The following is a 22162-nucleotide window of genomic DNA, read 5'->3' as shown; positions in this document are numbered from 1 at the left end:
GAGGGCCGGGAGCCGGACCTGCGCCGGACGCGAGCGAGCGGGACGACGTGCGATCACAGGAGCAGTATCCCCACCGACGACGGAACGGCCGGGGCGCACCCCGGCCGTTCCGTTCCGTGCTGGCGTGCCACGCCCCCGTCAGGAGTTCGCGGCGGCCTTGCTGCGGGAGCGCTGGCGGGCCCGGGTGTGCGAGTCGAGCTCGGCCTTGCGCACCCGCACGTTCTGCGGGGTGACCTCGACGCACTCGTCGTTCGCGCAGAACTCGAGGGCCTGCTCCAGGTTGAGCAGGGTCGGCGGGATCAGCTTGACCAGCACGTCGGACGTCGACGAGCGGATGTTGGTCAGCTTCTTCTCGCGCGTGATGTTGACCTCGAGGTCCTCGTTGCGCGTGTACTCGCCGACGACCATGCCGTTGTAGACCAGCGTGGTCGGGCCCACGAACAGCGTGCCGCGGTCGGCCAGCTGGTCGATCGCGTACGGCGTCACCGGGCCGCTGCGGTCGGAGATCAGCGAACCCTTGTTGCGGGTGCGCAGCTCGCCGACCCACTGGCCGTAGCCGTCGAACACGTGGCTGGCGATGCCGGCCCCGCGGGTGATCGTCAGGAACTCGGTGCGGAAGCCGATCAGACCGCGCGAGGGCACCCGGAACTCCATCCGGACGCGGCCCTCGCCGTGGATCATCTCGATCATCTCGCCCTTGCGCGCGGCCAGCAGCTGGGTGACCGCGCCCAGGGAGTCCTCGGGCACGTCCACCGAGAGCTGCTCGAACGGCTCGTGCACCTTGCCGTCGACGACCTTCGTGACGACCTGCGGCTTGCCCACGGTGAGCTCGAAGCCCTCCCGGCGCATCTGCTCCACCAGGACGGCCAGCGCCAGCTCGCCGCGGCCCTGCACCTCCCAGGTGTCCGGACGCTCGGTCGGGAGCACGCGGATGCTCACGTTGCCGACCAGCTCGGAGTCCAGGCGGTTCTTCACCAGCCGGGCGGTGAGCTTCTTGCCGGGCATCGGGTCGCGCCCGGCCAGCGGCGAGGTGTTGGTACCGATCGTCATCGAGATGGCGGGCTCGTCGACGTCGATCCGCGGCAGCGCGACCGGCGACGTCGGGTCGGCGAGCGTGTCGCCGATCGTCACCTCTGCGATCCCGGCCACGGCGACCAGGTCACCCGCGTGGGCCTCCTCGGCCGGGACGCGGGTCAGGGCCTCGGTCTTCATCAGCTCGGTGATCTTGACGCGCGGCATGCTGCCGTCCTCGCGGCACCAGGCGACCGACTGGCCGCGGCGCAGCACCCCGGCGCGGATGCGGCAGAGCGCGATCCGGCCCAGGAAGCTCGACGCGTCCAGGTTCGTGACGTGCGCCTGCAGCGGGGCGTTCGGGTCGTCGTAGGGCGGCGGGACCTCGGTCAGCATGGTCTCGAAGAGCGGCGTGAGGTCCTCGGAGTCGGGCAGCTCGCCGTCGCCCGGGCGGATCCGGGAGGCCCTCCCGGCGCGGCCGGAGGCGTAGACGACGGGCAGGTCGAGCAGCTTCGCGGTGTGCGACTCGTCGAGCTCGAGCTCGTCGGCCAGCTCGAGCAGCAGCTCCAGCGACTCGTCGACGACCTCCTCGATGCGCGCGTCGGGGCGGTCGGTCTTGTTGACCACCAGCATCACCGGCAGGCCCGCGGCGAGGGTCTTGCGCAGCACGAAGCGGGTCTGCGGCAGCGGGCCCTCGGAGGCGTCCACCAGCAGCACCACGCCGTCGACCATCGACAGGCCGCGCTCGACCTCGCCACCGAAGTCGGCGTGACCGGGGGTGTCCACGACGTTGATCGTGTAGCCCTGCCACGCCACCGCGGTGTGCTTGGCGAGGATCGTGATGCCCTTCTCGCGCTCCAGGTCACCCGAGTCCATGATTCGGTCGACCGGCTCGGCGCGCTCCCCGAAGGCACCGGACTGGCGCAGCATGGCGTCGACCAGCGTGGTCTTGCCGTGGTCGACGTGGGCGACGATGGCGACGTTGCGCAGCTCCGGGCGGGTTGCGCCGGCTGCTCCGTCGGGCTCGGCCTCTGGGCGCAGAACGGCGTCGGCCAGGGCGGAGGAATGGGGCGTGCTCACAACACACGGTATCCCGGCGCAACCATGGACTCCGCGCCACGGTCAGCTTAGGCTGACCTCCAATGGGCAAGGTGAAGAAGAAGTGCTGCCGGTCCAAGCCGAAGCGATGCAAGAACTGTCCGGTCGTCGCCCTCCGTCTCAAGAAGATCGACAGCAAGGGGCTCAGCGGTAAGGAGCTCAGCCGGGCGGTGAAGGCCGCGCGGATCTACTGAACCTTCCGGCTCTCCGCTCGACGCCTCGACCTGCACCGATGCAGTACGGGCGGATCACCGGTGATCGTCGGCGTTCCGAGCCGGTCCCTGTCCGACGCGTGTCGGCGACGGCGGCGGGCACCACCGATCGCGACCGGACGCGACGGTGCCGGCGGTCTGCGGGCATCGTGCGCCCCGTCACCGTCCGTTCACGTGCAGCATGAGCAGGATCACACTGTCGGGCGGCTCTCAGCGCCCGGTCTCACCGTCGTTTCACGCCCCGCTGCGGCACGGCCCCGCCCGGCCGGGTTCGCGATCGTGAACCCGGTCAGCTCGCGACGCGCGCGGCACCCGCCGGAGCGGTCGGGCCGTCGGAGACCGCCCGCAGGATCTCCCCCAGCACAGCCGCCGGACGGGCGGTCAGCTCGACCGGGTCGACGAGCAGCACCCGCCATCCCTGCCGGCGCAGGACGGCGCGGCGCCAGCGGGCCTCGGCGATCCGTCCGGGATCGCCCGGCACCGTCCGGTCGTGCACGGTGACCGTGACCCGCGCGGCCGGGAACGCCACGTCCAGCCGCAGTCCGGCGACGGTGTGGTCGCGGGCCCACCCGGACACCCCGGCCGCGCGCAGCAACCCGCACAACCGGTGCTCGGCTGCGGCCACACCGCGCCGCGCCGCCGCCGCGAGCAGCCGTCCGGCCGCTGCCGCACCGTGCGCGCCGAGGTTGCGGGCGTGCGCGGCGGCCAGGTCGTCGAACGGCACCCGCGCCCCGGCCAGGGACCGGTCGAGGAACCCCGGCCCGTCCGCACCCAGCTCGACCGCCGCCTCCAGCACGGTCAGCGCCGCCGCGGTGACCCGCACCCCGCGCACGGTCCGCGCGTCGGCGCCGTCGAGCTCGCGGCGCCGGACCGCGACGCCCGGCCGCGGACGTGGGCAGCGACGGCGCGGCACCGTCACCCCGACCACCGACGGCGGGTCCGCGAGCAGCCCCTGCCACCAGGCCGCCGCCGCGCCGCTGAGGACCGCCCCCTCGCCCGCCCAGGCCACGGCGGCGCGCACCCGCGCCTCGTCGGAGTCGGGGAACCCGCCGTCGCGGTAGACGCGCGGGTGCACCGGGTGCCAGCGACGCGTCGCCAGCCGCCGGTCGACGGCGTCGGAGGACAGGCCCGCGGCCCTCGCCTGCTCCCGCGTGATCACACCGGCCTGCCGCAGCAGGATCGCCTGCAGCAGGGTCGCCTGCGGCCGCTCGCTCGCCGGGCCGGCCGGCACCGGTACGGACGGCACTGCCTCGATGTCGCTCATACCGGGTTGGACCGCGCCCGGGCCGATCCGGTTCCATCGACTTTCGATGATCTGCGGTCGGGAGCCGTGCGCCGCGCCCGGATCAGGCGCCGAGGAGCGCGCGCAGGTCGGCGACCAGGGCACGGTCCGCGTCCAGCCAGCCCAGCCGGGCCAGCCCGGACGCGTCGACCCAGCGCAGCTCGCGGTGCTCACGGGCCTGCGGCTCCGGCGCGCCGGCGGCGAGCTCGGCGCGGTGGATGCGCAGCACCCGGCGGCCGATCGGCAGGTCGGTCCCGATCCGCTCGCCGACCCGGACGTCGGTGCCGAGCTCCTCGGCGCACTCGCGGCGCAGCGCGTCCGGCTCCGACTCCCCCGCCTCGACACCGCCGCCGGGCACCTCCCAGCGTCCGGCCAGCTCCGGCGGGTGGGCCCGGCACGCGGCCAGCACCCGGCCGTCGCGAACCAGCGCCGCCCCCACCACGACCGCTGCCCGGCCCGACGCCGCCGCCCGCTCGGACAGCACGTCGGCGCGGGCCGACAGCAGCCGGCGGCCGAACACCCGCAGCGCCGGGTCGGCGAGCCGGCCGAGGGGGCCGAACGGGCTGGTCCAGGTCATCTCGTCGGTGACGGTGGTGGGGCCGCACTCCGGTCCGGTCAGGGTCGTCGCGTGCCGCAGCGCGGTGGCCGGGCCGGCGGAGAGCTCGGACCACAGGCCGTCGACGCCGGCGCGGGTGATCCGGGTCCGGCAGGCGGCGACCCGGCCGACCCGGCCGGGCAACGCGACCCGGATCTCGTCGCCTGCCACCAGCAGCCGCACCGGGGCGGTGAACACGACCCCGACCCGCCCGACCGCCTCGGCGGCGGCGTCGGTGTCGCGGAGCAGCCCGGCGACGGTGCGCCGCGGCGCGTCGAGGACGGAGGTGGATCGCAGCACCGGCACGGGCGGTGATCGTGCCAGCGCCGGCCCGCAGGCGCCGACACCGCACCGCCACGGCGCCGTCGGCCGGGAGCAGGGGCCGGCGACCAATCTCGCCGAACCGGCCCGCAGACGGCGGCCGGTCGTCAGCATGGGCGCCGTGTACATGACCGATCCCGCAGCGGGGCCGACGTACCGGGGGACGGACGCCGCCCCGGTCGCACCCCGGCCGGCCGCCGCCCGCACGATCGGGCTGCGCCGGGTGTTCGGGCCGGTCGTCGCCGTCGACGGGGTCGACCTGGACATCCCGATGGGCGCGGTGCTGGGCCTGCTCGGCCCGAACGGCTCGGGCAAGACGACCCTGATGCGGATGCTGCTCGGCCTGCTCCGGCCGTCCGACGGTGCGGTGGAGCTGCTCGGACGGCAGGTGCCCGAGCTCGCCCACGAGGTACTGCCGCACGTCGGCGCGATGATCGAGGGCCCGGCGTTCCACCCGCACCTGAGCGGGCGGTCCAACCTCCTGCGGATCGCGGCCGCCGAGCCGCTGCTCGACACCCCGCGGATCCCCGGCGCGGTGCAGGCCACGCTGCGCCGGGTCGGTCTGGCCGACGACGCCGACCGCCGCTACCGGGACTACTCGCTCGGCATGAAGCAACGCCTCGGGCTGGCCGTGCCGCTGCTGGTGCGCCGCCGCCTGGTGGTGCTCGACGAGCCGACGAACGGCCTGGACCCGGCCGGCACCCGCGACGTGCGCCGGATCATCGCCGAGATGAACGCCGCCGGCGCGACGGTCGTGGTCAGCTCGCACCTGCTCAGCGAGATCGAGGCGAGCTGCTCGCACGTGGCGGTGCTGCAGTCCGGACGGCTGGTCGCCGCCGGTGAGCTGCGCACCCTGCTGCAGTCCGGGCCGGGCGGGCTGGTGGTCACGACCCCGGACACCGCCCGCGCCGTGCACGCGTTGCAGGGCGCCGGGATCGACGCCGAGATCGACCCCGTCGTCGACGCGACCGGCCCCGGCATCGGGCGGGCGCCGGCCTCGCGGGTGCACGTCGCCCCCGGCCCGCCCGCTCCGGACGTGGTGGCGCTGCTGGTCCGGGCCGGGGTCGCGGTGCACGAGGTCGCGCGGCCCGGCGCGCGGCTCGAGGAGCTGTTCACCCGGCTGACGGAGGGACCACGATGACCACCACCGGGAGCCGGTCGGTCGGCCGCCCGACGGCCGCGCCGCTGGGGCGGCTGCTGGCCTCCGAGCTCCGGCTGACCGTCCCGCGCCTGCGCACCGGGGTCACGCTCGGCCTGGTCGCGCTGGTCCCGCTGATGGTCGCGATCGGCCTCGCGTCGCTGGACGGCGAGCGGTCGTCCGTGCTCTGGACGCTGCTGATCAGTACCTCCGAGTTCGCCGCCTTCACCCTCGCCGTCCCGGTCGTGCTGGTCGCGGCGGACGCGTTCGCCGCCGAACGCGCGCACCGCACGCTGGACGCGCTGGCGCTGGCCCCGGTCGGTCTCGGCCGGATGCTGGTGTGCAAGACGGCCGGGATCGCCGCCGTCGCCGCGCTCGGTGCCGCGACGGTGACGGCGGTCGCCCTCGTCGCCGGGTTGCTGGCGCTGGAGCTCGGGCCGTTCACGTTCGGCGCGACACTGGGCCGAGAGCTGGTGATCTGGGTGTGGATGACCGGGCAGCTGATCGGGCTGGGGATGCTGCTGCTGCCGCTGTCCGCGGCGAGCACGCGCCCGGCCGGCGTGACCGCGGCCGGGCTCGTGGTCGCGATGGCGTCGTCGATGACCGTGTTCCTCCCCGAGCACGTGACCCCGCTGCTCCCGGCGGGGAACTGGAGCAGCGCGGTGACCGGCCTGAGCCAGGTGCCGGTCGACTGGTCCCAGCTGGGATGGACGACGCTGCGCGCCGGGGTCTACGCCGTGCTCGGCGCGGGCGCGACGGTCTGGCTGCTGTCCCGCCGCGACGCATGAGCCCGGCCCGCGGGGGACGGGGTCCGGGACGAGGCTGCGCCGGGCCCGGCGATGCGCCACGATGGCGCCATGGCCGCACTCCTCGATGACGACGCCGTCCGTACCGCCCTGCAGGACCTGCCCGGCTGGGACCGGGATGGGGACTCGATCGTGCGCACCGCGCAGCTGCCCGACTTCGTCACCGCCGTCGGGGTGGTGGACCGGGTCGCCGAGGACGCCGAGTCCGTCCAGCACCACCCGGACATCGACATCCGCTACAACACGCTGACGTTCCGGCTGTCCACCCACTCCGAAGGCGGGCTGACCGCCAAGGACACCGACCTCGCCGGGACGATCTCGCAGCGCATCACCGCCGCAGGTGGCTGAGCGATCCTGAGCCCTTCTCAGTAGCGCCGGTTGGTCAGCACCGGGATCTGCTCGCGCACGGTCGCGGCCCGCTCCGGGTCGACGTCGACCACGAGCAGCCCGGGCTCGGCCTCCAGCCCGGCCACGACCTCGCCGCGCGGGCCCGCGACCAGGCTCACCCCGATGCCGGTCGGGGCCTTGCCGTGCTCGCGACCGACCGTCGTCGGATCGGCCTGGTCGCAGGCGGCGACGAACGACCCGGTGTCCAGCGCCCGGGCCCGCACCAGCAGCTCCCACTGCTCGCGCTTGCCCTCCCCCGCGCCCCAGGACGCCGGCACCACGATCACCGTCGCGCCGCGGTCGGCGAGCAGCTGGTACAGGCCGGGGAACCGGACGTCGTAGCAGGTGGTGAGCCCGACCGTGGTGCCGTCGACGTCGACCGTGACCGGGGCGTCGCCCGGCGCGACCGTGTCCGACTCGGCGAACCCGAACGCGTCGAACATGTGGATCTTGTCGTAGTGCGCCTCGACGCCGCCCCCGGTGACCAGCAGCGTGTTGCGTACCCGCCCGTCACCGGACGGGGTGAACATCCCGGCGACCACCGTCACCCCGGCCTGCGCGGCGACCTCGCGCACGCCCGTGGCCCACGGCCCGTCGAGCGGCTCGGCGACCGGCCCGAGCTTCACCCCGAAGCAGCACATCGTGGCCTCCGGGAAGACCACCAGCCGCGCACCGGCCTGCGCGGCCTCGCGGGTCCGCCGCTCGAGCTCGGCGAGGTTGTCCTGCGGGTCCGGGGTGGACGAGATCTGGGCCAGAGCAATCCGCATGGGCCAGTTTCTACCCTCCGGACCCCACCCCGCGCCCGCGCGAGAGCTGCTTTCGCACATCCCCGTCGGACGGCGGGAGCGCTCGTCCGGTGCGTGTGGTTATGATCGGCGGCGTGCAGCGTGCGTACTGGTTTGGCGATCCGGCCCGGGATGGGTCGGACCGCGCCGTGCTGCTGCGCTGACCTCCATCCCCACGAGCCGGAACCCACGGGCCGGCTCGGGCGAGGGATCCGGGGCCGGTCCGGGAGAGGACCACCGATGTCCCCGTCCCCACTGGACACCCTTGCCCTGAACGACCGCGCGCTGAACGACCAGCGCATCGCGCATGTCAGCCCACTGCTGTCCCCCGCGCTGCTGCGCCAGGAGCTGCCCTGCGAGCCGCCGGCGGCCGAGACCGTCGCCCGCGGACGCGCCGAGGTCACCCGCGTGCTCGACGGTGACGACGACCGGCTGCTGGTCGTCGTCGGCCCCTGCTCGGTGCACGACCCCGCCGCCGCGCTGGACTACGCCCACCGCCTGGCCGCGCAGGCGCGGACCGTGGGTGACGAGCTGTGCGTGGTGATGCGCACCTACTTCGAGAAGCCGCGCACCACCGTCGGGTGGAAGGGCCTGATCAACGACCCCGGACTGGACGGCACGTTCGACGTCAACCGGGGCCTGCGCACCGCGCGCCGGCTGCTGCTCGACATCTCCGCGCTCGGCCTGCCGGTCGGGTGCGAGTTCCTGGACCCGATCACCCCGCAGTTCATCGCCGACGTCGTGACCTGGGGTTCGATCGGTGCGCGCACCGCGGCCAGCCAGGTGCACCGCCAGCTGGTCAGCGGGCTGTCCATGCCGGTGGGGATCAAGAACGGCACCGACGGCGACGTCGGCGCGGCCGTCGACGGGATCCGTGCCGCGGCGGCGTCGCACGTGTTCATGGGGGTCAACGCCGACGGTCTGGCCGCGCTGGTCACCACCACCGGCAACCCGGACGCGCACGTCATCCTGCGTGGCGGCGAGCGTCCCAACTACTCCGCCGAGGACGTCGACGCGACGGCCGGGCGCCTGCGCGCTGCCGCGCTCCCGGAGCGGGTGGTGGTCGATGCCAGCCACGGCAACAGCGGCAAGGACCACGTCCGCCAGGCCGGGGTCGTCCGCGAGATCGCGGACCGGATCGCTGACGGCGAGCGCGGTGTCACCGGCGTGATGATGGAGAGCTTCCTACTCGGGGGCCGTCAGGACCTCGGCCCGGACCTGGACTACGGACGTTCGGTCACCGACGCCTGCATGTCCTGGGACACCACGGCCGAGCTTCTCGACGGGTTGGCCGCCGCGGTGCGGCGGCGCCGGTCCGGGAACCGGTGAGGATCGGCATACCGGGTGCTCACGCGAGCGGTGTGGGATGTCGCGCCGGGGTGCGGGTCGGTGCGATCCTCGTCCCCGGTCAGGGGCGGCTCCGGATCTCCACGACGTCCGCCCGCCGGCATGTGCGGACGAGAGGGATCGGTCGATGCTCAAGGGTTTCAAGGACTTCCTGCTGCGCGGCAACGTCGTGGACCTCGCCGTCGCGGTGGTCATCGGCGCCGCGTTCACCGCCGTGGTCACGGCGTTCACCACCGCGTTCCTCAAGCCGCTGATCCAGCTGGTCTCCGGCGGCGGTGAGCTCGCCGGGACGTTCGTGGTCAACGACGTGTCGTTCGACTACGCCAGCTTCATCAACCAGGTGATCACGTTCGTGATCACCGCGGCGGTCGTGTACTTCCTCGTCGTCTACCCGCTCAAGGCCATCCAGGACCGGCGCCGGCGCGGCGAGGAGGCCGGGCCGGCCGAGCCGACCGACGTCGAGCTGCTGACCGAGATCCGGGATCTTCTCAAGGAGAACCGGACGACCGGCCGCGACCAGGTCTAGCTGCATGTCCACGCCGCGAGGGCGGGCCGTTAGGCCGGGCGGTCGATTGTGCTCACCGTCGTCCGGGCGGAACGCTGAGCCGCTCGACTCCGAAGGGGGACGCGTGTGAGCTCGACCGTAGTGATCATTGTTGTGGTGGTCCTGGTGCTGCTGGTGCTGGGGGCCGTCCTGCTGATCCGACAACGCCGGGGCACGCACCTGCGCGAGCAGTTCGGGTCCGAGTACGACCGCACCGTGTCCGAGACCGGGGATCGGCGCGGAGCCGAGAAGGAGCTCGAGGAACGCCGCGAGCGGCGGCGCTCACTCGACATCCGCCCGCTGGCGCCGGACCAGCGCGAGCGCTACCGGCAGCACTGGGCGCGCCTGCAGCAGGCGTTCGCGGACGACCCGGGAGCCTCGGTGCGCAACGCGGACGGGCTCGTCGTGGCGGTCATGCGCGACCGCGGCTACCCGGTGGACGACTTCGACCAGCGGGCCGCCGATGTCTCGGTGGACCATCCCGAGGCCGTCGAGCACTACCGGGAGGCCCGCCGGATCGCCGAGGCGCACGGCGCCGGACGCGCGAGCACCGACGACCTGCGGTTGGCCCTGACGTCCTACCGCGCCCTGGTCGACGCGCTGCTCGACGACGGTGGGACGGACCGTCCGGGGGACCGCGACGGCGACCGCGGACGGGCACACCGCGACCCGGAGCCGGGCCGTGACGCGCAGCAGGACGGGGGACGGCAGTGAGCCAGGGAGATCGCGACCGCGGGGGTCCGGACGACCCCGACGCGTCGCGCACGACGCAACATCCGGCGCCCGAGTGGGCCGACCTGTCCGACCTCGACGACGGCACCTCCCGCGGCGCGGACGAGGCGGGCCGGCATCGGGTCGGGTCGGGCACCGACGACCGGCAGGGCGAGCCCGGTGGGTCCGTTGAGTCCGGTCACGGTGGCGCCGGGGACGACCCGGGCGCTCCCGGCCGGCACGGTGGCGGGCCGGACCTCTCCCCGGGCGCGCACCCGGAGCTCGACGACCCCGCCTACGGACGCGGACCCGGCGGGACGGACCCGCGGCAGACCCCTCCGGGACCTCCCGGACCCGGAGCGGCAGGACCCGGGCAGGCAGGACCCGGGCAGGCAGGACCGGGGCCGGGTAGGCCCGGGCCGGGTGGGCCTCGGGACGGTGGTCCCGGACCGGGTGGCCCCGCGCAGGGTGGATATCCGGATCCGGTACCCCGTGGTCCGGGACCAGGGCCGGGGCCGGGCGGCCAGGTTCCTGGCGGCCAGGTTCCTGCCGGTCAGGCGCCGCCTCCGGGCCCGGCACGCGGGCCGGAGCAGGGCGGATACCCCGGCCCGGGCCCGATGCCCGGGCGTCCCGGCCCTGGGCCGGGATCAGAAGGGCCCGGCGGGCCGGGCGGGGCCGCCGGCCCGGGTGGGCCCGGCGGCCCGGGAGGCCCCGGCCCCGGCGGGCAAGGCGGTGCGCCCGACCCGGCACGCGGACGGATGCCCGCCCCTCCCGGCCATCCCGAGTACGACGGGCCTCCCGGCCGCGATCCGCGACACGATCCGGGCTCTCTCGACCCGGGTCGGGGCGGCGGCGACCCGAACCGCGGCGGCCCCGGACCCGGTCCCGGTCCCGGACACGGCGGCCCGGGCTCCGGTGCAGCGTCCGCCGGAGCGGGCGGTCCGGCCGGAGCGGACGCGGCGGGCAGGGCGGATGCTCCCGGTGGAGCCGGTGGTCCGGGAACACCGGGCGAGGAGCCGGTCCGGGTGATGCGCCCGCACCGGGCGGAGTCGTTCCGCGCCCGGTGGGACGCGGTGCAGGGCACGTTCGTCGACCGGCCCCGGGAGGCCGTGGAGCAGGCCGACGAGCTGGTCGCAGACCTGCTCGAGGAGCTGTCCTGGATGTTCCGCAACCAGCGCGCGGACGTGGAGCAGTCCTGGGCCGATCAGGAGGGGTCGACGGAGAACCTGCGGGTCGCGCTGCGGCGCTACCGGGAGTTCTTCGACCGCCTCCTGTCGATGTAGGCCGGGCCGGGCCGGCAATCCGTTCCCCGGATCCGGCCCGGTTCCCCGACCATGATCCGGTGACCATCGAGCAACGACCCGACCCCCGCACCGAGGCCGACCCCCGTGCCGACGAGCGCGTCACCCTCGAGGGCTTCCTGCGGTGGCAGCGCCAGACCCTGGAGATCAAGTGCGCCGGCCTGGACGCCGACGCGCTCGCCCGCCGCGTCGTCCCGCACTCCACGCTGTCCCTGCTCGGCCTGCTCCGGCACCTCGCCGACGTCGAGCGGGCCTGGTTCCGGCGGGTGCTGTCCGGCCTGGACGCGCCGCCGCTCTTCTACACCGCCGACGACCGCGACGGCGATTTCGACGGAGCGCGCGCCGACCCCGAGCTGGTCGAGCAGGCCCGCTCCGCCTGGCGGGACGAGGTCGCGTTCGCCGAGAGGTTCGTCGCCGAGGCCCCCGACCTCGACGTCACCGGGCAGCACCACCGGCGGGGCGCGATGTCGCTGCGCTGGGTGCTGGTCCACATGATCGAGGAGTACGCGCGGCACAACGGCCACGCCGATCTGCTGCGACAGGGCATCGACGGCGCGGTCGGCGAGTGAACTCCCCGGTCAGGTCGACACCACCGCGCTATCGACGATCGCGGCGAGCACCCGGTCGCGCAGGAGCTCGTACTGCGCGGCGCAGCGCCGTGGCCGCCCCGGCGGTCGGTCGATCACCCGCGGGAGCTGCACGATCTCGTCCGGGCCGAACTGCTCCCGCGTCAGGTCGAGCTCCTGCCCACCGGGCAGACGGTTCCACCAGTGGTAGCCCTGCCACCGGCCGTCCGCCCACCACACCTCTGCCACCAGCAGCTCACCGCCGAACAGGTCGTGCACGGTCAGGGCCGTCGAGCCGCACTGTCCGCGCGCCGGGTTCGCCGGCGACCACGCGTCGGCGTCGCACTCGTCGCAGGTGTCCCGCGACCAGGAAGCCCGGACCGCCCTCTCGACGACGGCGAGGCCCGGCTCCCCCGTCCGGGGTTCCCGGCTCTCCCGCACTGCGCTCGACGTCATGCCCGCGACGGTAGGCACCACCCCCGACAGTTCTCCGGTCCGCGGCCGGGCCGGGATCAGGCCAGCGAGATGTCCACCGCCGGGCGGAGCTTCGCGGCGGCGGCGAGAGCCTGGTGCACCGGGTTGGCGGTGAACGCATCGACCAGGCCGGTGTCGGCGGGGGCGTCCGCGGCGGGGAGCACCTCCTGCTCGTAGGCGGACTGCAACCGCGGCCCCCACCGGCGGGTGCCCAGACGTGCGGTGCGCGAGCAGTTGTCGACCATGTAGGCGATGTCGCGGGCGTGCATGTAGGGCAGCAGCGAGTCGACGGCCTCGATCACCGACTCGTTGACGATCTCCGACCAGGCGTGCCCGCGGGCGGCGAACTCGTCGATCTGGGCGGTCATCGTGGCCACGAACAGGCCGGCCGTCAGCGGGTCGACCGGCAGGTCGCGGGTATCACGGCGGGCGCGGACCTCGGCGCCGGCGCTCCACATCGCGGTACCGCCGATCCGGCTCAGCGGGCGGTCGGCCAGGCGCTGCTCGGCCAGGATCACGCTACGCAGCTCGGTGCCGTCCGCGACCTCGTCGTAGATCTCGGCGACCAGGTCGCGGGCCGGGCGGTACGCCGCGGTAAAGGCACGGTCGAACGCGTCGGTGTCACCGGAGCGCGTGCGCACCGCGGACAGGCCGTCGCGCGAGATCGTGGCCGAGATCGGGCCGGTGACGTTCTCGCAGGAGCGCTCGTAGGCGGTCACCGGGTCGTCCCCGCCGAGCAGGAAGTGCCGGTACAGGCACTCGACGAGCCCGTGCACCGCGCCGAGCAGGATCGCGCGCTCGCCGACGATGTCGGAGAGGTACTCCGCGTGCAGGGTGGTGGCGAACGTGTACGGCGAGCCGAGCGCGACCGACCAGGCGAGCGCGGCATCGGTCGCCCGGCCGTCCGGGTCGGCGTGCACGGCGATGCTGGAGTTGATCCCGGCGCCGTCGATCTCCTTGCCCTGGACGTAGAGCCGCCGCACCGAGTCCCCCATCCCCTTCGGGCAGACGGCGACGACGGCATGCCCGGGCGGGAAGTCGCCGCCGGTCGCGCGCAGGTGCCCGAGCAGGAACCCGTGCGAGAGCCCGATCACCGCGCCCGGCCTCAGCGCGGCGAAGACCTCCTCGTGGTGCGCGGCGAGGGCGGCGTCGGCGATCAGCAGGATCACCAGGTCACTCGTTGCGGCGACGTCGAGCCAGTCGCCGAGCGTCCCGTCGGTCTCGGTGAAGCCGTGCGCGCGGGCGTCGTCGGCCGAGGACGAGCCGGGCCGCAGGCCGACCGTCACGGTGATGCCGGTGCCCTCGAGCGAGTCGCGCAGGTTCTGCGCCTGCGCCCGGCCCTGCGAGCCCCAGCCGAGGACACCGATCCGCCGTATCCCGGCGAACGCATCGGGGAGCAGTCCGAACAGGTGCCGCCCGCCGCGCAGGATCGTCTCGGTGCCGCCGGGCACCGCCATCGTCTCGGTCGTGAACACGGAGGAGTGCAGGTCGCTCTGCGTCGAGGTCATGGGACGCAGGTTCGGCGTCGCGGAGTCGTTGCGGCAAGCGCATCATGTGCACCGGTGCGTTGCGTATGGCGGAAGGTGCAGGTGGGCGGCATGCGGGACGAGCGGCGCGACCTCGAACTGTTCCTGGACCTGTGCCGGACGCTGAGCTTCGGCCGGACGAGCTTGGACCGCCACGTCAGCCCGTCGACGCTCACCCGCACCATCCAGCGTCTGGAGGCCGACGTCGGCGCGACGCTGTTCGACCGCGACCCCCGCGGGGTGTCGCTGACCGCCGAGGGGCAGCGCTTCCGCGAGTACGCGCGGGCCTCGGCGCGGCTGTGGCGCGACTACCGGGACGCGGCCCTGGATCCGGTCGAGCTGTCCGGGACGTTGAGCGTGTTCGCGACCGTCACCGCCTGCCAGTCGCTCCTTCCGGACCTGCTCGCGCCGCTGCTGGCCACGCACCCCGGGATCGGGCTCGACCTGCGCACCGGCGACGCGGCCGCCGCACTGGCCCGGCTGGCCGAGGGTGAGGTCGACGCCGCCGTGGCCGGCGTCCCGCCGCGCCTGCCGGACGGGCTGCTCAGCCGGACCGTCGCGACCACCGACCTCGTCCTGGTCACCGCGGCCGACCGTGCGCTCGGTCCGGAGGACGGCCCGTACGTGCTCCCGCACCGTGGCCTGGTCCGCGACGCCGCGGAGCGGTGGCTGCGCCGTCGCGGGATCCGCACACCGCGGATCGCCGCGGAGCCGGACGGGCACGAGGGCCTGCTCACGCTCGTCGCGCTGGGGTGCGGGACCGGGATCGTGCCGCGGCTGGTCCTCGACACCAGCGCCGTGCGTGACCGTCTGGCCGTCGTCCCGGCCGAACCGCCACCGGAGCGTTTCGCGATCGGCCTGTGCGTGCGCCGCGGCGATCTGCGACGGCCGCTGGTCGCCGCACTGTGGGCCGCGGCGGGCGATCGGAGTGCGCGGTCAGAGACCGACGGCGGGTGACGCGGCGAGCACCCGCTCCATCCGCCGTTCCACCATCCCGTCGGCGATGCCACCGACGATTCCCTGGTCGACGAACCCGTTGCGCAGGTAGAGCCCGCTCGCGACGTGGTTGCCGACGACGACGTGCAGCGCGACCCGCTCGGCCCCCTGCTCCCCTGCCCAGTCGACGACGGCGCCGACCAGCGCGTCCCCGACGCCGTGTCCGCGAGCGAACGGCGCCACCCACAGCGAGAGCAGGTCGCAGACGCCGACGGCGTCCGGCGGCATGCCGCACACCATCCCGGCGGGGCGCCCGTCCAGGTCCGCGACGAAATACCGGCCGGGGGTGTCGAGACGTTCGCGCCACTGCGCCTCGCTCGCCCCGACCCAGTCGGCCAGGCGCGAGTGGAACGCCTCCGGCGCATCGGCGAGCGAGGCGAGGCGCAGGTCCCTCCACAGCGCCCAGTCGTCCACCGTCACCACACGCAACACGATCACGGCCGGACCTCCCAGACTCCCTGCCAGGACGGCGAACCTAGCAGCGTCGGTCCGCGGACGCCGACGCGATCACCGGCTCAGCCGCCGAGACCCGGCATCGACGGCAGCTGCGGCGCCGCGGCGAACAGGTCGAGGTACATCCCACCGGAGACGAGCAGGCCGATCACGCCCAGGACCGTGCCACCCAGAGCCACCGCCTTCACCCAGTTCGGCGTCCCTGCGCTGCGACCGCGCACGGCCAGCAGGACCGCGCCGACGATCACGGCGAGGACCGCCATCGTGGCGTTGACCAGGGCGACGGTGTGCCACGGCGAGCCGTAGAGGGCTTCGATCTGGTCGATCTGCCCGCCGGTCGCAGCCGTGATCTGGCCCAGCAGCTCCTGCCGGGCGCGCATCATGTCACCGAGCGAGGTACCGGTCAGCGAGGCCAGGCCGAGCCCGGCGGCGACGAGGGCGAGCGCCCCGGTGACGAAGCTCCCGGACCCCGTGGTCGAGGTCGGTGCGGTGCCGGCGGCCGGCGACTCGCCGGTGGTCTCACCTGCGGGCTTCTCGGCCGTGTCCGCCGAGGTGTCCGACGCCGCCGTGGTCGTGGTCGTGTCGTCCGCGGACCCGGTGGCCGCCGCTTCGGTGGCCGGGGTGTCGACCTTCGCGGGGTCGGTCTCGGTGGTCGTGGTCTCCGTGTCGGTCATGCTGTTGGAAGCCATCGGCGGACCCTACGGGACGTGGTCCGCGGTTCCGGGAAGGGGCGTCTCCCGCCGTCGAGGCCCCTGACGTGCGCAGACATCGACAATCCCGACATCACGACAGGCTCCGGGAGTCACTCCTCAGGCCCGCACGAACGAGGACGTTCAGGGAATCCGGTGCAGGTCGAGGAAGCCGGGGACGGCGACCGGTTCGGCCTCACCGGTGCGCGCGAACCCGGCCCAGATCGCCCGCAGCTCACGCCCGCGCGCCGCGACGTCGGACCACTGGGCTCCGGCGATGAGCGCGGCGCCGTCCCACGACGACCGTGTGCCGAACAGCAGCGGCAGCTCGACCATGTGAGCTCCGACGTACGGGCTGCCCGGTGCGCCCCAGCTCACCGTGTACCGGTACCCGCGTCCGCCACCGCGGCGGTGCCGGAGGGCGAACCCTGCCGCGGCGTCGGCGTAGACCCTGCGCGTGGTGGCCCGGACGACCTGTTCGCCGAGCCGGCGGCCGAGCACCGGCACACCGAGGACCGCGGCGAGGCCGGGCACGACGGAGACGAACAGCGCGGTCTCCCGGGAGGTGTGTCCGATCAGGACGTCGACGTCGGGGGCGGCGGCCGCCCAGGCGTCGTCCACCTCGTCCTCGGCGGGTAGCGGCGGGTGGCCGTACTGGGTGCCGAACGGCATGGCGGCCTTCAGCCCGGACACACCGGCCCGGCGCACCACGCCCGGCTGTGCGGCCACGATGTCCTCGGCGGACGAGTGCGGGTCGAGTTCCCTCGCGGCCTCGGCCATCGCGCGGCTCATGCCGGCGCGGCCGCGGGAGATGCCCAGCGGGGCGCTCTGCACGATCGCGCGCCGGAACAGCCCGCGGGTGCCGTCGGCGATCATCAGGTGCGCGATCGCGTCGCCGCCGGCGGAGTGACCGAACAGGGTGACGTCGTCCGGGTCGCCCCCGAAGCCCGCGATGTTGCGGCGGACCCACCGCAGGGCCTCGATCTGGTCCCACAGCCCGAGGTTCGCCGGCCGGTCCCCGCCGCCGAGGTAACCGAAGAGCCCGAGCCGGTAGGTCACCGACACCACGACGACGTCCTGCTCGCGCACCAGCGGGGCGACGTCGAACACGGGCGCGTCACCGGCGCCCGCGGTGTAGGAGCCGCCGTGGATCCACACCATCACCGGCAGCGCGTCGCCGGGCCCGGCACCCTCGGGCAGCGTCACCGACACGTGCTGGCAGTGCTCGTCGGCCGTCAGCCCTCCCTGCGGATCGATCAGGAGCCGGTCGAGGAGCTCGACGGGCTCCTGGGGACAGGCGGGCGACCAGGACGTCGCGTCGATCGGTTCGGCCGCGGGCGGCTCGGGCACCGGACGTTCGAAACGGCCCGCGGTCGCGTACCGGATGCCGGTCGCGCGCAGGACGCCGTCGTCGCGCCGGCCGAGGACCGTCCCGGCCGGGACGTCCCACCTCGGGGCTCCGGCGCCGCTGTGCTCCCCCATCGGACCCATCATCCGGGCTCCACGCTCAGGATCCGGTGGGAGTCAGCCCGCGGACGTCGCGGACGACCATCGTGGCGGTCACGTGGTCGCCGATCCGCTGCCGGTGTCGCGAGAAGACCATGATGAGCAGACCCACCAGGCCGCCGCCGAGCGTGTCGAGGAACAGCAGCAGGTTGCGCACGAGGTGCTGGTAGGCGGAGACCCGGGTCCCGTCGGTGTGCAGGACCCGCAGACCGAACAGCACCATCATCGGGGTCCGCCCGGTCCGTGCCGGGACGATGACGAAGACCAGGATCAGGACCAGCGGCGCGATCGCCGCGTCGAGCACGCTCGCCCACCCGCCGCCCTCGGCGCTCAGGTGCGGGATCCTCAGCACGTCCTGGTCGCCGGCCCGGACGAAGCGGAACACGCCTGTGGGGCCGAGTCCGTCGAGGACCGCCCAGACCACGTAGACGAGCAGGCCGGCCAGGGCCGTGTCGAGCAGCAGCTGAAACACGCGCCGGCCGGACACCCGGGTGTCGGTGCCGGCCTCGGGCCGGGACGCGAGCGAGTCCTCGACGACGACCATGACGCCCCTCCTCTGATCGGTTCCGCGAGGGGCGACCGGGCCCGCCTGCCCCGGCGGGAATCGTTGCACGACAGAGGGTGGCCCGGAGCAGAAGGCCGCCGAGAGCGCGCCGATCGAGGATGCGTCCGCATGAGCCGGCGGACGACCGGAGGCGGGCGCCGGCGGATCGGCTCGATCCGGGCTCGATGAGTTCGGGGCGCCCGCTGAGTCGGAACGGTCATGTCCACCACGACCACCGCCCGCCGCATGTTCGAGCTTCTCGAGCCGATCTGCCTGGTGACGTACTTCGCCGACGAGTCCGATGAGGAGCTGGCCGCGCTCGGCCACCGCACCTACTGGGACGGCTACTTCGCCGGCCGCGCCGCACCCCTGGGACGGGTGCCGGCGCAGGTCGTGCACGCGGCCTTCTACAGCTTCGCCGAGGGCGAGGCTGCGCGGCACATCCCGAGCGCGTGGGAGACGGTCCCGCCCGAGGTCTCCTTCGACGCGTGGCGACGGGGCAGCGCGGCCTCCGTGCGGCGGATCCTCGGGGAGGAACTGGCCGACTCACCCGGCCTGGCGCGCGCCGCCGACCTGATCACCGAGGCCGCGACGAGCGCACCCACGGCCGGCCGTGTGATCTACGCGGGATGGCGCAGCCTCGACGTGCCGAGCGATCCCGTCACCCGGCTGTGGCACTGCGCGACCATGCTGCGCGAGCACCGCGGCGACGGGCACGTCGCCGCTCTCGTCGGCGCGGGCATCGGCGGTGCGGAGGCCCACGTGCTGTCCGCGCTGGAGATGGGCATCCACCCGCCGGAGTCGTTCGGGCGCATCCACCACCTGCCGAAGCAGCGTCTGGCCGAGGTCATGGCCGGACTCCGCGAGCGGGGGCTCGTCGACACCGACGGCTGGTTCACCGACGCCGGCCGCGAGACCAAGGAACGCATCGAGGCCCTCACCGACGAGCTGGCCGCCCCGCCGTACGAGGCCCTCTCCGACGCCGAGCTCGCCGAACTGACCGCGGAGCTCGAGCCGATCACCGCGGCACTGGTGGCCGCGGGCTCGCAGTGACGAACAGCTGCCGCCTAACGGACGTCCTGCGCGACCCGGAGACCTGACGCCGCCTCAGCAGTCGCTCTCGGGGACCAGCCCCTGTTCACACGCGTACTGCATCTGGGTCTCGCCGCTGGTCGGCGCACGACCGGCCGACGTACCCGGGTCCAGATATCCCTGGTAGTCCGAGCACGACGGGTCGAACCGCCCGGCGACCATCGCCTGCTGCGCGCAGCCACCGCCGGACTTCTCCGTCGCCCGGGCCTTATCCTCGGCGGCGGCCTTCTCCTCAGCCGCCGCGGCGGCCCGGTCCCGCTCCTTGCGGGTCGACTCGATCGCCCCGTCCACCGCCACGCCCAGACCGGACGAGCCCGCGTCGACGCGGGGCAGCAGGCCGACGGCGGATGCGGACCGGCCGGCCGCCGGCGGGACCGCCTGCTCGAGGGTGACGCGGTCCGCGCCCGTCGCGGCGGTGCACGCGGCGGTGGCGAAGGTGGCGGCGATGACAGCGGCGAGGGCGTAGCGGCCGACACTCATCGTTGACCCCCGGTTCGAGACAGTCGACCCCACGACCTGGGGTTCTGCTCGCTGAGTCGCGAATGACGCAACGATGGTTACTGCGTCCGCCGAATGGTCACCACTTGTGATGAGCACGACGAGGCGGCGTGGCCGGGCTTGTCACCCGCTCGCACGGCTCGCGACCTGCCTGCACCGACGCGGTTTCGGCGTCTGCAGGCCGACGTCATCACGCTGAGCCGCGGCCCGAGCCGGCGACCGCGTCCAGCCGAGGCCCGATCGATTCGGCCATCATCGCGATCTCACGCGCGGCGATCCGGTTCGCGCGCGCCCGATCGCGCCACCCGTGCAGGGACGCCGTGACGCGGGCGATCCGCTCTCGTGCGGTGTCCGGGGACATGCTGCAGTACTCGGCGAGGGCCAGGAGACCGTCGACCTCCTCGGGCAGCGCGTCGGCCCCCACGATCGAGGTGGAACGACTCCTCGCGAGGTCGGGGTTCGGGTTCACGTCGAAGACCGGGCTGACGCCGTCGATCACCGTCAGCGGCGCGGTGGAGGCACATCGCCCGGCGGCGGCACGAGCAGCGTCAGCTCGGGCAGTTCCTGCGCCAGCCCCTCGTCGAGGGTGGCCAGCACGGAGCCGGGAGTCCCTGCCACCAGGCCTGCCAGGTAGGCGTCGGTGACCTGCCGGTGCCCGCGCACGTGGCCGAGGTCCGCATCGGCATACGACAGATGGTCCGGGAGGAACTCGCAGCGCGGCATCGCGTGAACGGCACGCAGAACCGTCGCCGCGACCGACGGCGTCTCGCCGGTGCGGATCAGGAACCGGACGAGCGCGCCCTCCACCACCGGGCACACCGCGAAACGTTCGATCTTCGCAGCCCATGCCGACGCGCGGTCGTGGTGCTCGTGCTCGGCGACCGTGAGGGCGATCAACACGTTCGCGTCGAGGAGGTAGGTCGTCACTCCTCGTCCAGCGCGGTCGCGACATCGTCCGACGTGACCCTGCGCCCCACACTGACCACCGGAAACCCCGAGCGCTCGTCGACACCTATCGTCGCCGGCTCACCGAGATGGATCAGTCCGCGGGACGTCAGCTCCGCGACCACAGCCGAGAGGGACAGCCCGCGACGCTCCGCGATCTCCTTGGCCCGCCGGTGCACGGCCGGAGGCAGGTCGACGGTGGTGCGCATCCTCACATCATAGCTGCATCACCGGCGATGCAGGAGTCGCTAGACGTTGAAGCGGAACTCGACCACGTCGCCGTCGTGCATGACGTAGTCCTTGCCCTCCATGCGGACCTTGCCCGCGGCCTTGGCGGCGGTCATCGACCCCGCCGCCACGAGGTCGTCGTAGGAGACGATCTCGGCCTTGATGAAGCCGCGCTCGAAGTCGGTGTGGATCACTCCGGCGGCCTGCGGGGCGGTGTCACCGCGGTGGATCGTCCAGGCCCTGGACTCCTTCGGGCCCGCGGTCAGGTAGGTCTGCAGGCCGAGGGTCGTGAACCCGGCACGGGCCAGGGCGTTGAGGCCCGGCTCGTCCTGGCCGATCGACTCGAGGAGTTCGAGCGCGGACTCGTCGTCGAGCTCGAGCAGCTCGGACTCGACCTTCGCGTCCAGGAAGACGGCCTGCGCGGGGGCGACCAGCTCGGTCAGCTCCTTGCGCTTGGCCTCGTCGGAGAGGATCGACTCGTCGGCGTTGAAGACGTAGAGGAACGGCTTCGTGGTGAGCAACGTCAGCTCGCGCAGCGGCTCGGGGTCGACACCGGCCTGGAACAGCGTCCGGCCCTCGTTCAGGATCGCGGCGGCCTGCTGGGCGGCCTCCAGCGCGGGGCGGCGGTCCTTGTTGGTCCGCGCCTCCTTCTCCAGCCGGACGAGCACCTTCTCCAGCGTCTGCAGGTCGGCCAGGATCAGCTCCGTGGCGATCGTGTCGATGTCGCCGCCGGCGTCGATCCGGCCGTCGACGTGCACCACGTCGTCGTCGGTGAACACCCGCACGACCTGGCAGATCGCGTCCGACTCGCGGATGTTGGCCAGGAACTTGTTGCCCAGCCCCGCCCCCTCGGACGCGCCCTTGACGATGCCGGCGATGTCGACGAACGACACCGTGGCCGGGACGACCTTGGCGGAGGAGTGGATCTTCGCCAGCTCGTCCAGGCGCGGGTCCGGCAGCGGCACCACCCCGACGTTGGGCTCGATCGTGGCGAACGGGTAGTTCGCGGCGAGGACGTCGTTGCGGGTCAGTGCGTTGAACAGCGTCGACTTGCCGACGTTGGGCAGACCGACGATGCCGAGGGTGAGGGACACGGGCGCCCAGGGT

At 74.0% G+C, this 22162-nt stretch carries 26 protein-coding genes; 11 read left to right on the top strand and 15 right to left on the bottom strand.

Going from position 1 to position 22162, the window contains the following annotated elements:
• Positions 1 to 138: 138 nt before the first annotated feature.
• On the bottom strand, positions 139 to 2052 hold the full coding sequence (gene typA, locus I4I78_RS04210; RefSeq protein WP_218609849.1) for a translational GTPase TypA: 1914 nt from the start codon (positions 2050 to 2052) through the stop codon (positions 139 to 141).
• A 101-nt stretch (positions 2053 to 2153) separates the two neighbouring features.
• On the opposite strand from typA, the gene I4I78_RS04205 reads away from it, so the two are divergent.
• Positions 2154 to 2303 (top strand): hypothetical protein, encoded by a 150-nt coding sequence (locus I4I78_RS04205; protein ID WP_218609844.1) that lies wholly within the window; start codon positions 2154 to 2156, stop codon positions 2301 to 2303.
• Between the two features lie 307 nt (positions 2304 to 2610).
• On the opposite strand, the gene I4I78_RS04200 is transcribed toward I4I78_RS04205, so the two are convergent.
• Together I4I78_RS04200 and I4I78_RS33550 are read right to left on the bottom strand one after the other, a co-directional pair.
• Positions 2611 to 3585, bottom strand: a complete 975-nt coding sequence (locus I4I78_RS04200; protein WP_218609843.1) for a hypothetical protein — start codon at positions 3583 to 3585, stop codon at positions 2611 to 2613.
• An 82-nt stretch (positions 3586 to 3667) separates the two neighbouring features.
• A complete protein-coding gene (locus tag I4I78_RS33550) occupies positions 3668 to 4504 on the bottom strand; it encodes an NUDIX domain-containing protein (RefSeq protein WP_308251889.1) in 837 nt (278 codons plus the stop codon).
• A gap of 142 nt (positions 4505 to 4646) precedes the next feature.
• Between I4I78_RS33550 and I4I78_RS04190 the strand changes: the two genes are divergently transcribed.
• The 3 genes from I4I78_RS04190 (at position 4647) to I4I78_RS04180 (ending at position 6811) form a co-directional block, all read left to right on the top strand.
• On the top strand, positions 4647 to 5660 hold the full coding sequence (locus I4I78_RS04190) for an ABC transporter ATP-binding protein (RefSeq protein ID WP_218609842.1): 1014 nt from the start codon (positions 4647 to 4649) through the stop codon (positions 5658 to 5660).
• A complete protein-coding gene (locus I4I78_RS04185; protein ID WP_218609841.1) occupies positions 5657 to 6445 on the top strand; it encodes a hypothetical protein in 789 nt (262 codons plus the stop codon). Before I4I78_RS04190 ends, I4I78_RS04185 begins: the two co-directional genes overlap by 4 nt.
• 69 nt (positions 6446 to 6514) lie before the next feature.
• Positions 6515 to 6811 carry a 4a-hydroxytetrahydrobiopterin dehydratase gene (locus tag I4I78_RS04180; RefSeq protein ID WP_218609840.1) on the top strand — a complete coding sequence of 99 codons (297 nt, stop codon included), beginning with the start codon at positions 6515 to 6517 and terminating at the stop codon, positions 6809 to 6811.
• Positions 6812 to 6828: 17 nt separating this feature from the next.
• Here the strand turns inward: I4I78_RS04180 and I4I78_RS04175 are convergent, their stop codons facing one another.
• Positions 6829 to 7617 carry a carbon-nitrogen hydrolase family protein gene (locus I4I78_RS04175; protein ID WP_218609839.1) on the bottom strand — a complete coding sequence of 263 codons (789 nt, stop codon included), beginning with the start codon at positions 7615 to 7617 and terminating at the stop codon, positions 6829 to 6831.
• Between the two features lie 258 nt (positions 7618 to 7875).
• Between I4I78_RS04175 and I4I78_RS04170 the strand changes: the two genes are divergently transcribed.
• The 5 genes from I4I78_RS04170 to I4I78_RS33330 all read left to right on the top strand — a co-directional run bounded on the left by I4I78_RS04170 (position 7876) and on the right by I4I78_RS33330 (position 12107).
• Positions 7876 to 8964, top strand: coding sequence for a 3-deoxy-7-phosphoheptulonate synthase (locus I4I78_RS04170; RefSeq protein ID WP_218609838.1), 1089 nt, complete (start codon positions 7876 to 7878; stop codon positions 8962 to 8964).
• A 145-nt stretch (positions 8965 to 9109) separates the two neighbouring features.
• On the top strand, positions 9110 to 9508 hold the full coding sequence (gene mscL / locus I4I78_RS04165; RefSeq protein WP_218609837.1) for a large conductance mechanosensitive channel protein MscL: 399 nt from the start codon (positions 9110 to 9112) through the stop codon (positions 9506 to 9508).
• A 105-nt stretch (positions 9509 to 9613) separates the two neighbouring features.
• On the top strand, positions 9614 to 10240 hold the full coding sequence (locus I4I78_RS04160) for a hypothetical protein (RefSeq protein ID WP_218609836.1): 627 nt from the start codon (positions 9614 to 9616) through the stop codon (positions 10238 to 10240).
• 1025 nt (positions 10241 to 11265) lie between these two features.
• The gene (locus I4I78_RS04155; RefSeq protein ID WP_218609835.1) at positions 11266 to 11520 is read left to right on the top strand and encodes a hypothetical protein; all 255 of its coding nucleotides are present in this window, start codon (positions 11266 to 11268) and stop codon (positions 11518 to 11520) included.
• A 59-nt stretch (positions 11521 to 11579) separates the two neighbouring features.
• On the top strand, positions 11580 to 12107 hold the full coding sequence (locus tag I4I78_RS33330; protein WP_308251888.1) for a DinB family protein: 528 nt from the start codon (positions 11580 to 11582) through the stop codon (positions 12105 to 12107).
• Between the two features lie 9 nt (positions 12108 to 12116).
• On the opposite strand, the gene I4I78_RS04145 is transcribed toward I4I78_RS33330, so the two are convergent.
• Positions 12117 to 12560 carry a hypothetical protein gene (locus I4I78_RS04145; protein ID WP_218609834.1) on the bottom strand — a complete coding sequence of 148 codons (444 nt, stop codon included), beginning with the start codon at positions 12558 to 12560 and terminating at the stop codon, positions 12117 to 12119.
• 56 nt (positions 12561 to 12616) lie between these two features.
• Positions 12617 to 14086, bottom strand: coding sequence for a ketol-acid reductoisomerase (locus tag I4I78_RS04140; RefSeq protein ID WP_218609833.1), 1470 nt, complete (start codon positions 14084 to 14086; stop codon positions 12617 to 12619).
• Positions 14087 to 14176: 90 nt separating this feature from the next.
• On the opposite strand from I4I78_RS04140, the gene ilvY reads away from it, so the two are divergent.
• Complete coding sequence (ilvY, locus tag I4I78_RS04135; RefSeq protein ID WP_218609832.1) at positions 14177 to 15061, top strand: HTH-type transcriptional activator IlvY; 885 nt, start codon at positions 14177 to 14179, stop codon at positions 15059 to 15061.
• On the opposite strand, the gene I4I78_RS04130 is transcribed toward ilvY, so the two are convergent.
• The 4 genes from I4I78_RS04130 to I4I78_RS04115 form a co-directional block, all read right to left on the bottom strand.
• Positions 15041 to 15538 (bottom strand): GNAT family N-acetyltransferase, encoded by a 498-nt coding sequence (locus I4I78_RS04130; RefSeq protein ID WP_218609831.1) that lies wholly within the window; start codon positions 15536 to 15538, stop codon positions 15041 to 15043. The genes ilvY and I4I78_RS04130 overlap by 21 nt on opposite strands.
• A 77-nt stretch (positions 15539 to 15615) precedes the next feature.
• Positions 15616 to 16242 carry a hypothetical protein gene (locus I4I78_RS04125; protein WP_218609830.1) on the bottom strand — a complete coding sequence of 209 codons (627 nt, stop codon included), beginning with the start codon at positions 16240 to 16242 and terminating at the stop codon, positions 15616 to 15618.
• A gap of 144 nt (positions 16243 to 16386) precedes the next feature.
• Positions 16387 to 17724 (bottom strand): carboxylesterase family protein, encoded by a 1338-nt coding sequence (locus tag I4I78_RS04120; RefSeq protein ID WP_218609829.1) that lies wholly within the window; start codon positions 17722 to 17724, stop codon positions 16387 to 16389.
• A 25-nt stretch (positions 17725 to 17749) separates the two neighbouring features.
• Positions 17750 to 18292: an RDD family protein gene (locus tag I4I78_RS04115; RefSeq protein ID WP_218609828.1), complete on the bottom strand. Its 543-nt coding sequence runs from the start codon at positions 18290 to 18292 to the stop codon at positions 17750 to 17752.
• A gap of 219 nt (positions 18293 to 18511) precedes the next feature.
• On the opposite strand from I4I78_RS04115, the gene I4I78_RS04110 reads away from it, so the two are divergent.
• Positions 18512 to 19345: a MarR family transcriptional regulator gene (locus I4I78_RS04110; protein WP_226379055.1), complete on the top strand. Its 834-nt coding sequence runs from the start codon at positions 18512 to 18514 to the stop codon at positions 19343 to 19345.
• A gap of 54 nt (positions 19346 to 19399) precedes the next feature.
• On the opposite strand, the gene I4I78_RS04105 is transcribed toward I4I78_RS04110, so the two are convergent.
• The 5 genes from I4I78_RS04105 to ychF all read right to left on the bottom strand — a co-directional run bounded on the left by I4I78_RS04105 (position 19400) and on the right by ychF (position 22149).
• On the bottom strand, positions 19400 to 19864 hold the full coding sequence (locus I4I78_RS04105) for a hypothetical protein (RefSeq protein ID WP_218609827.1): 465 nt from the start codon (positions 19862 to 19864) through the stop codon (positions 19400 to 19402).
• A 208-nt stretch (positions 19865 to 20072) separates the two neighbouring features.
• Positions 20073 to 20381: a hypothetical protein gene (locus I4I78_RS04100; protein ID WP_218609826.1), complete on the bottom strand. Its 309-nt coding sequence runs from the start codon at positions 20379 to 20381 to the stop codon at positions 20073 to 20075.
• 2 nt (positions 20382 to 20383) lie between these two features.
• On the bottom strand, positions 20384 to 20809 hold the full coding sequence (locus tag I4I78_RS04095) for a PIN domain-containing protein (RefSeq protein WP_218609825.1): 426 nt from the start codon (positions 20807 to 20809) through the stop codon (positions 20384 to 20386).
• On the bottom strand, positions 20806 to 21036 hold the full coding sequence (locus I4I78_RS04090) for a hypothetical protein (RefSeq protein ID WP_218609824.1): 231 nt from the start codon (positions 21034 to 21036) through the stop codon (positions 20806 to 20808). Before I4I78_RS04090 ends, I4I78_RS04095 begins: the two co-directional genes overlap by 4 nt.
• A 39-nt stretch (positions 21037 to 21075) precedes the next feature.
• Positions 21076 to 22149 (bottom strand): redox-regulated ATPase YchF, encoded by a 1074-nt coding sequence (gene ychF / locus I4I78_RS04085; RefSeq protein ID WP_218609823.1) that lies wholly within the window; start codon positions 22147 to 22149, stop codon positions 21076 to 21078.
• Positions 22150 to 22162: the final 13 nt, after the last annotated feature.

This window comes from Pseudonocardia sp. KRD291 (genome assembly GCF_019263595.1).
GTDB lineage: Bacteria > Actinomycetota > Actinomycetes > Mycobacteriales > Pseudonocardiaceae > Pseudonocardia.
Note: the sequence above shows the minus strand (reverse complement) of the source record. Positions and strands in the feature narration are given on the sequence as shown.

Coding starts and splice junctions, on each gene's coding strand:
- I4I78_RS04145 (WP_218609834.1), bottom strand. CDS start 12,560: ATGACGTCGAGCGCAGTGCGGGAGAGCCGGGAACCCCGGACGGGGGAG.
- I4I78_RS04190 (WP_218609842.1), top strand. CDS start 4,647: ATGACCGATCCCGCAGCGGGGCCGACGTACCGGGGGACGGACGCCGCC.
- I4I78_RS04120 (WP_218609829.1), bottom strand. CDS start 17,724: ATGGGGGAGCACAGCGGCGCCGGAGCCCCGAGGTGGGACGTCCCGGCC.
- I4I78_RS04110 (WP_226379055.1), top strand. CDS start 18,512: ATGTCCACCACGACCACCGCCCGCCGCATGTTCGAGCTTCTCGAGCCG.
- I4I78_RS04140 (WP_218609833.1), bottom strand. CDS start 14,086: ATGACCTCGACGCAGAGCGACCTGCACTCCTCCGTGTTCACGACCGAG.
- I4I78_RS04090 (WP_218609824.1), bottom strand. CDS start 21,036: ATGCGCACCACCGTCGACCTGCCTCCGGCCGTGCACCGGCGGGCCAAG.
- I4I78_RS04170 (WP_218609838.1), top strand. CDS start 7,876: ATGTCCCCGTCCCCACTGGACACCCTTGCCCTGAACGACCGCGCGCTG.
- mscL (WP_218609837.1), top strand. CDS start 9,110: ATGCTCAAGGGTTTCAAGGACTTCCTGCTGCGCGGCAACGTCGTGGAC.
- I4I78_RS04200 (WP_218609843.1), bottom strand. CDS start 3,585: ATGAGCGACATCGAGGCAGTGCCGTCCGTACCGGTGCCGGCCGGCCCG.
- I4I78_RS04115 (WP_218609828.1), bottom strand. CDS start 18,292: ATGGTCGTCGTCGAGGACTCGCTCGCGTCCCGGCCCGAGGCCGGCACC.
- I4I78_RS04185 (WP_218609841.1), top strand. CDS start 5,657: ATGACCACCACCGGGAGCCGGTCGGTCGGCCGCCCGACGGCCGCGCCG.
- I4I78_RS04125 (WP_218609830.1), bottom strand. CDS start 16,242: ATGGCTTCCAACAGCATGACCGACACGGAGACCACGACCACCGAGACC.
- I4I78_RS04105 (WP_218609827.1), bottom strand. CDS start 19,864: ATGAGTGTCGGCCGCTACGCCCTCGCCGCTGTCATCGCCGCCACCTTC.
- ilvY (WP_218609832.1), top strand. CDS start 14,177: ATGCGGGACGAGCGGCGCGACCTCGAACTGTTCCTGGACCTGTGCCGG.
- I4I78_RS04205 (WP_218609844.1), top strand. CDS start 2,154: ATGGGCAAGGTGAAGAAGAAGTGCTGCCGGTCCAAGCCGAAGCGATGC.
- I4I78_RS04175 (WP_218609839.1), bottom strand. CDS start 7,617: ATGCGGATTGCTCTGGCCCAGATCTCGTCCACCCCGGACCCGCAGGAC.
- I4I78_RS04180 (WP_218609840.1), top strand. CDS start 6,515: ATGGCCGCACTCCTCGATGACGACGCCGTCCGTACCGCCCTGCAGGAC.
- I4I78_RS04155 (WP_218609835.1), top strand. CDS start 11,266: ATGCGCCCGCACCGGGCGGAGTCGTTCCGCGCCCGGTGGGACGCGGTG.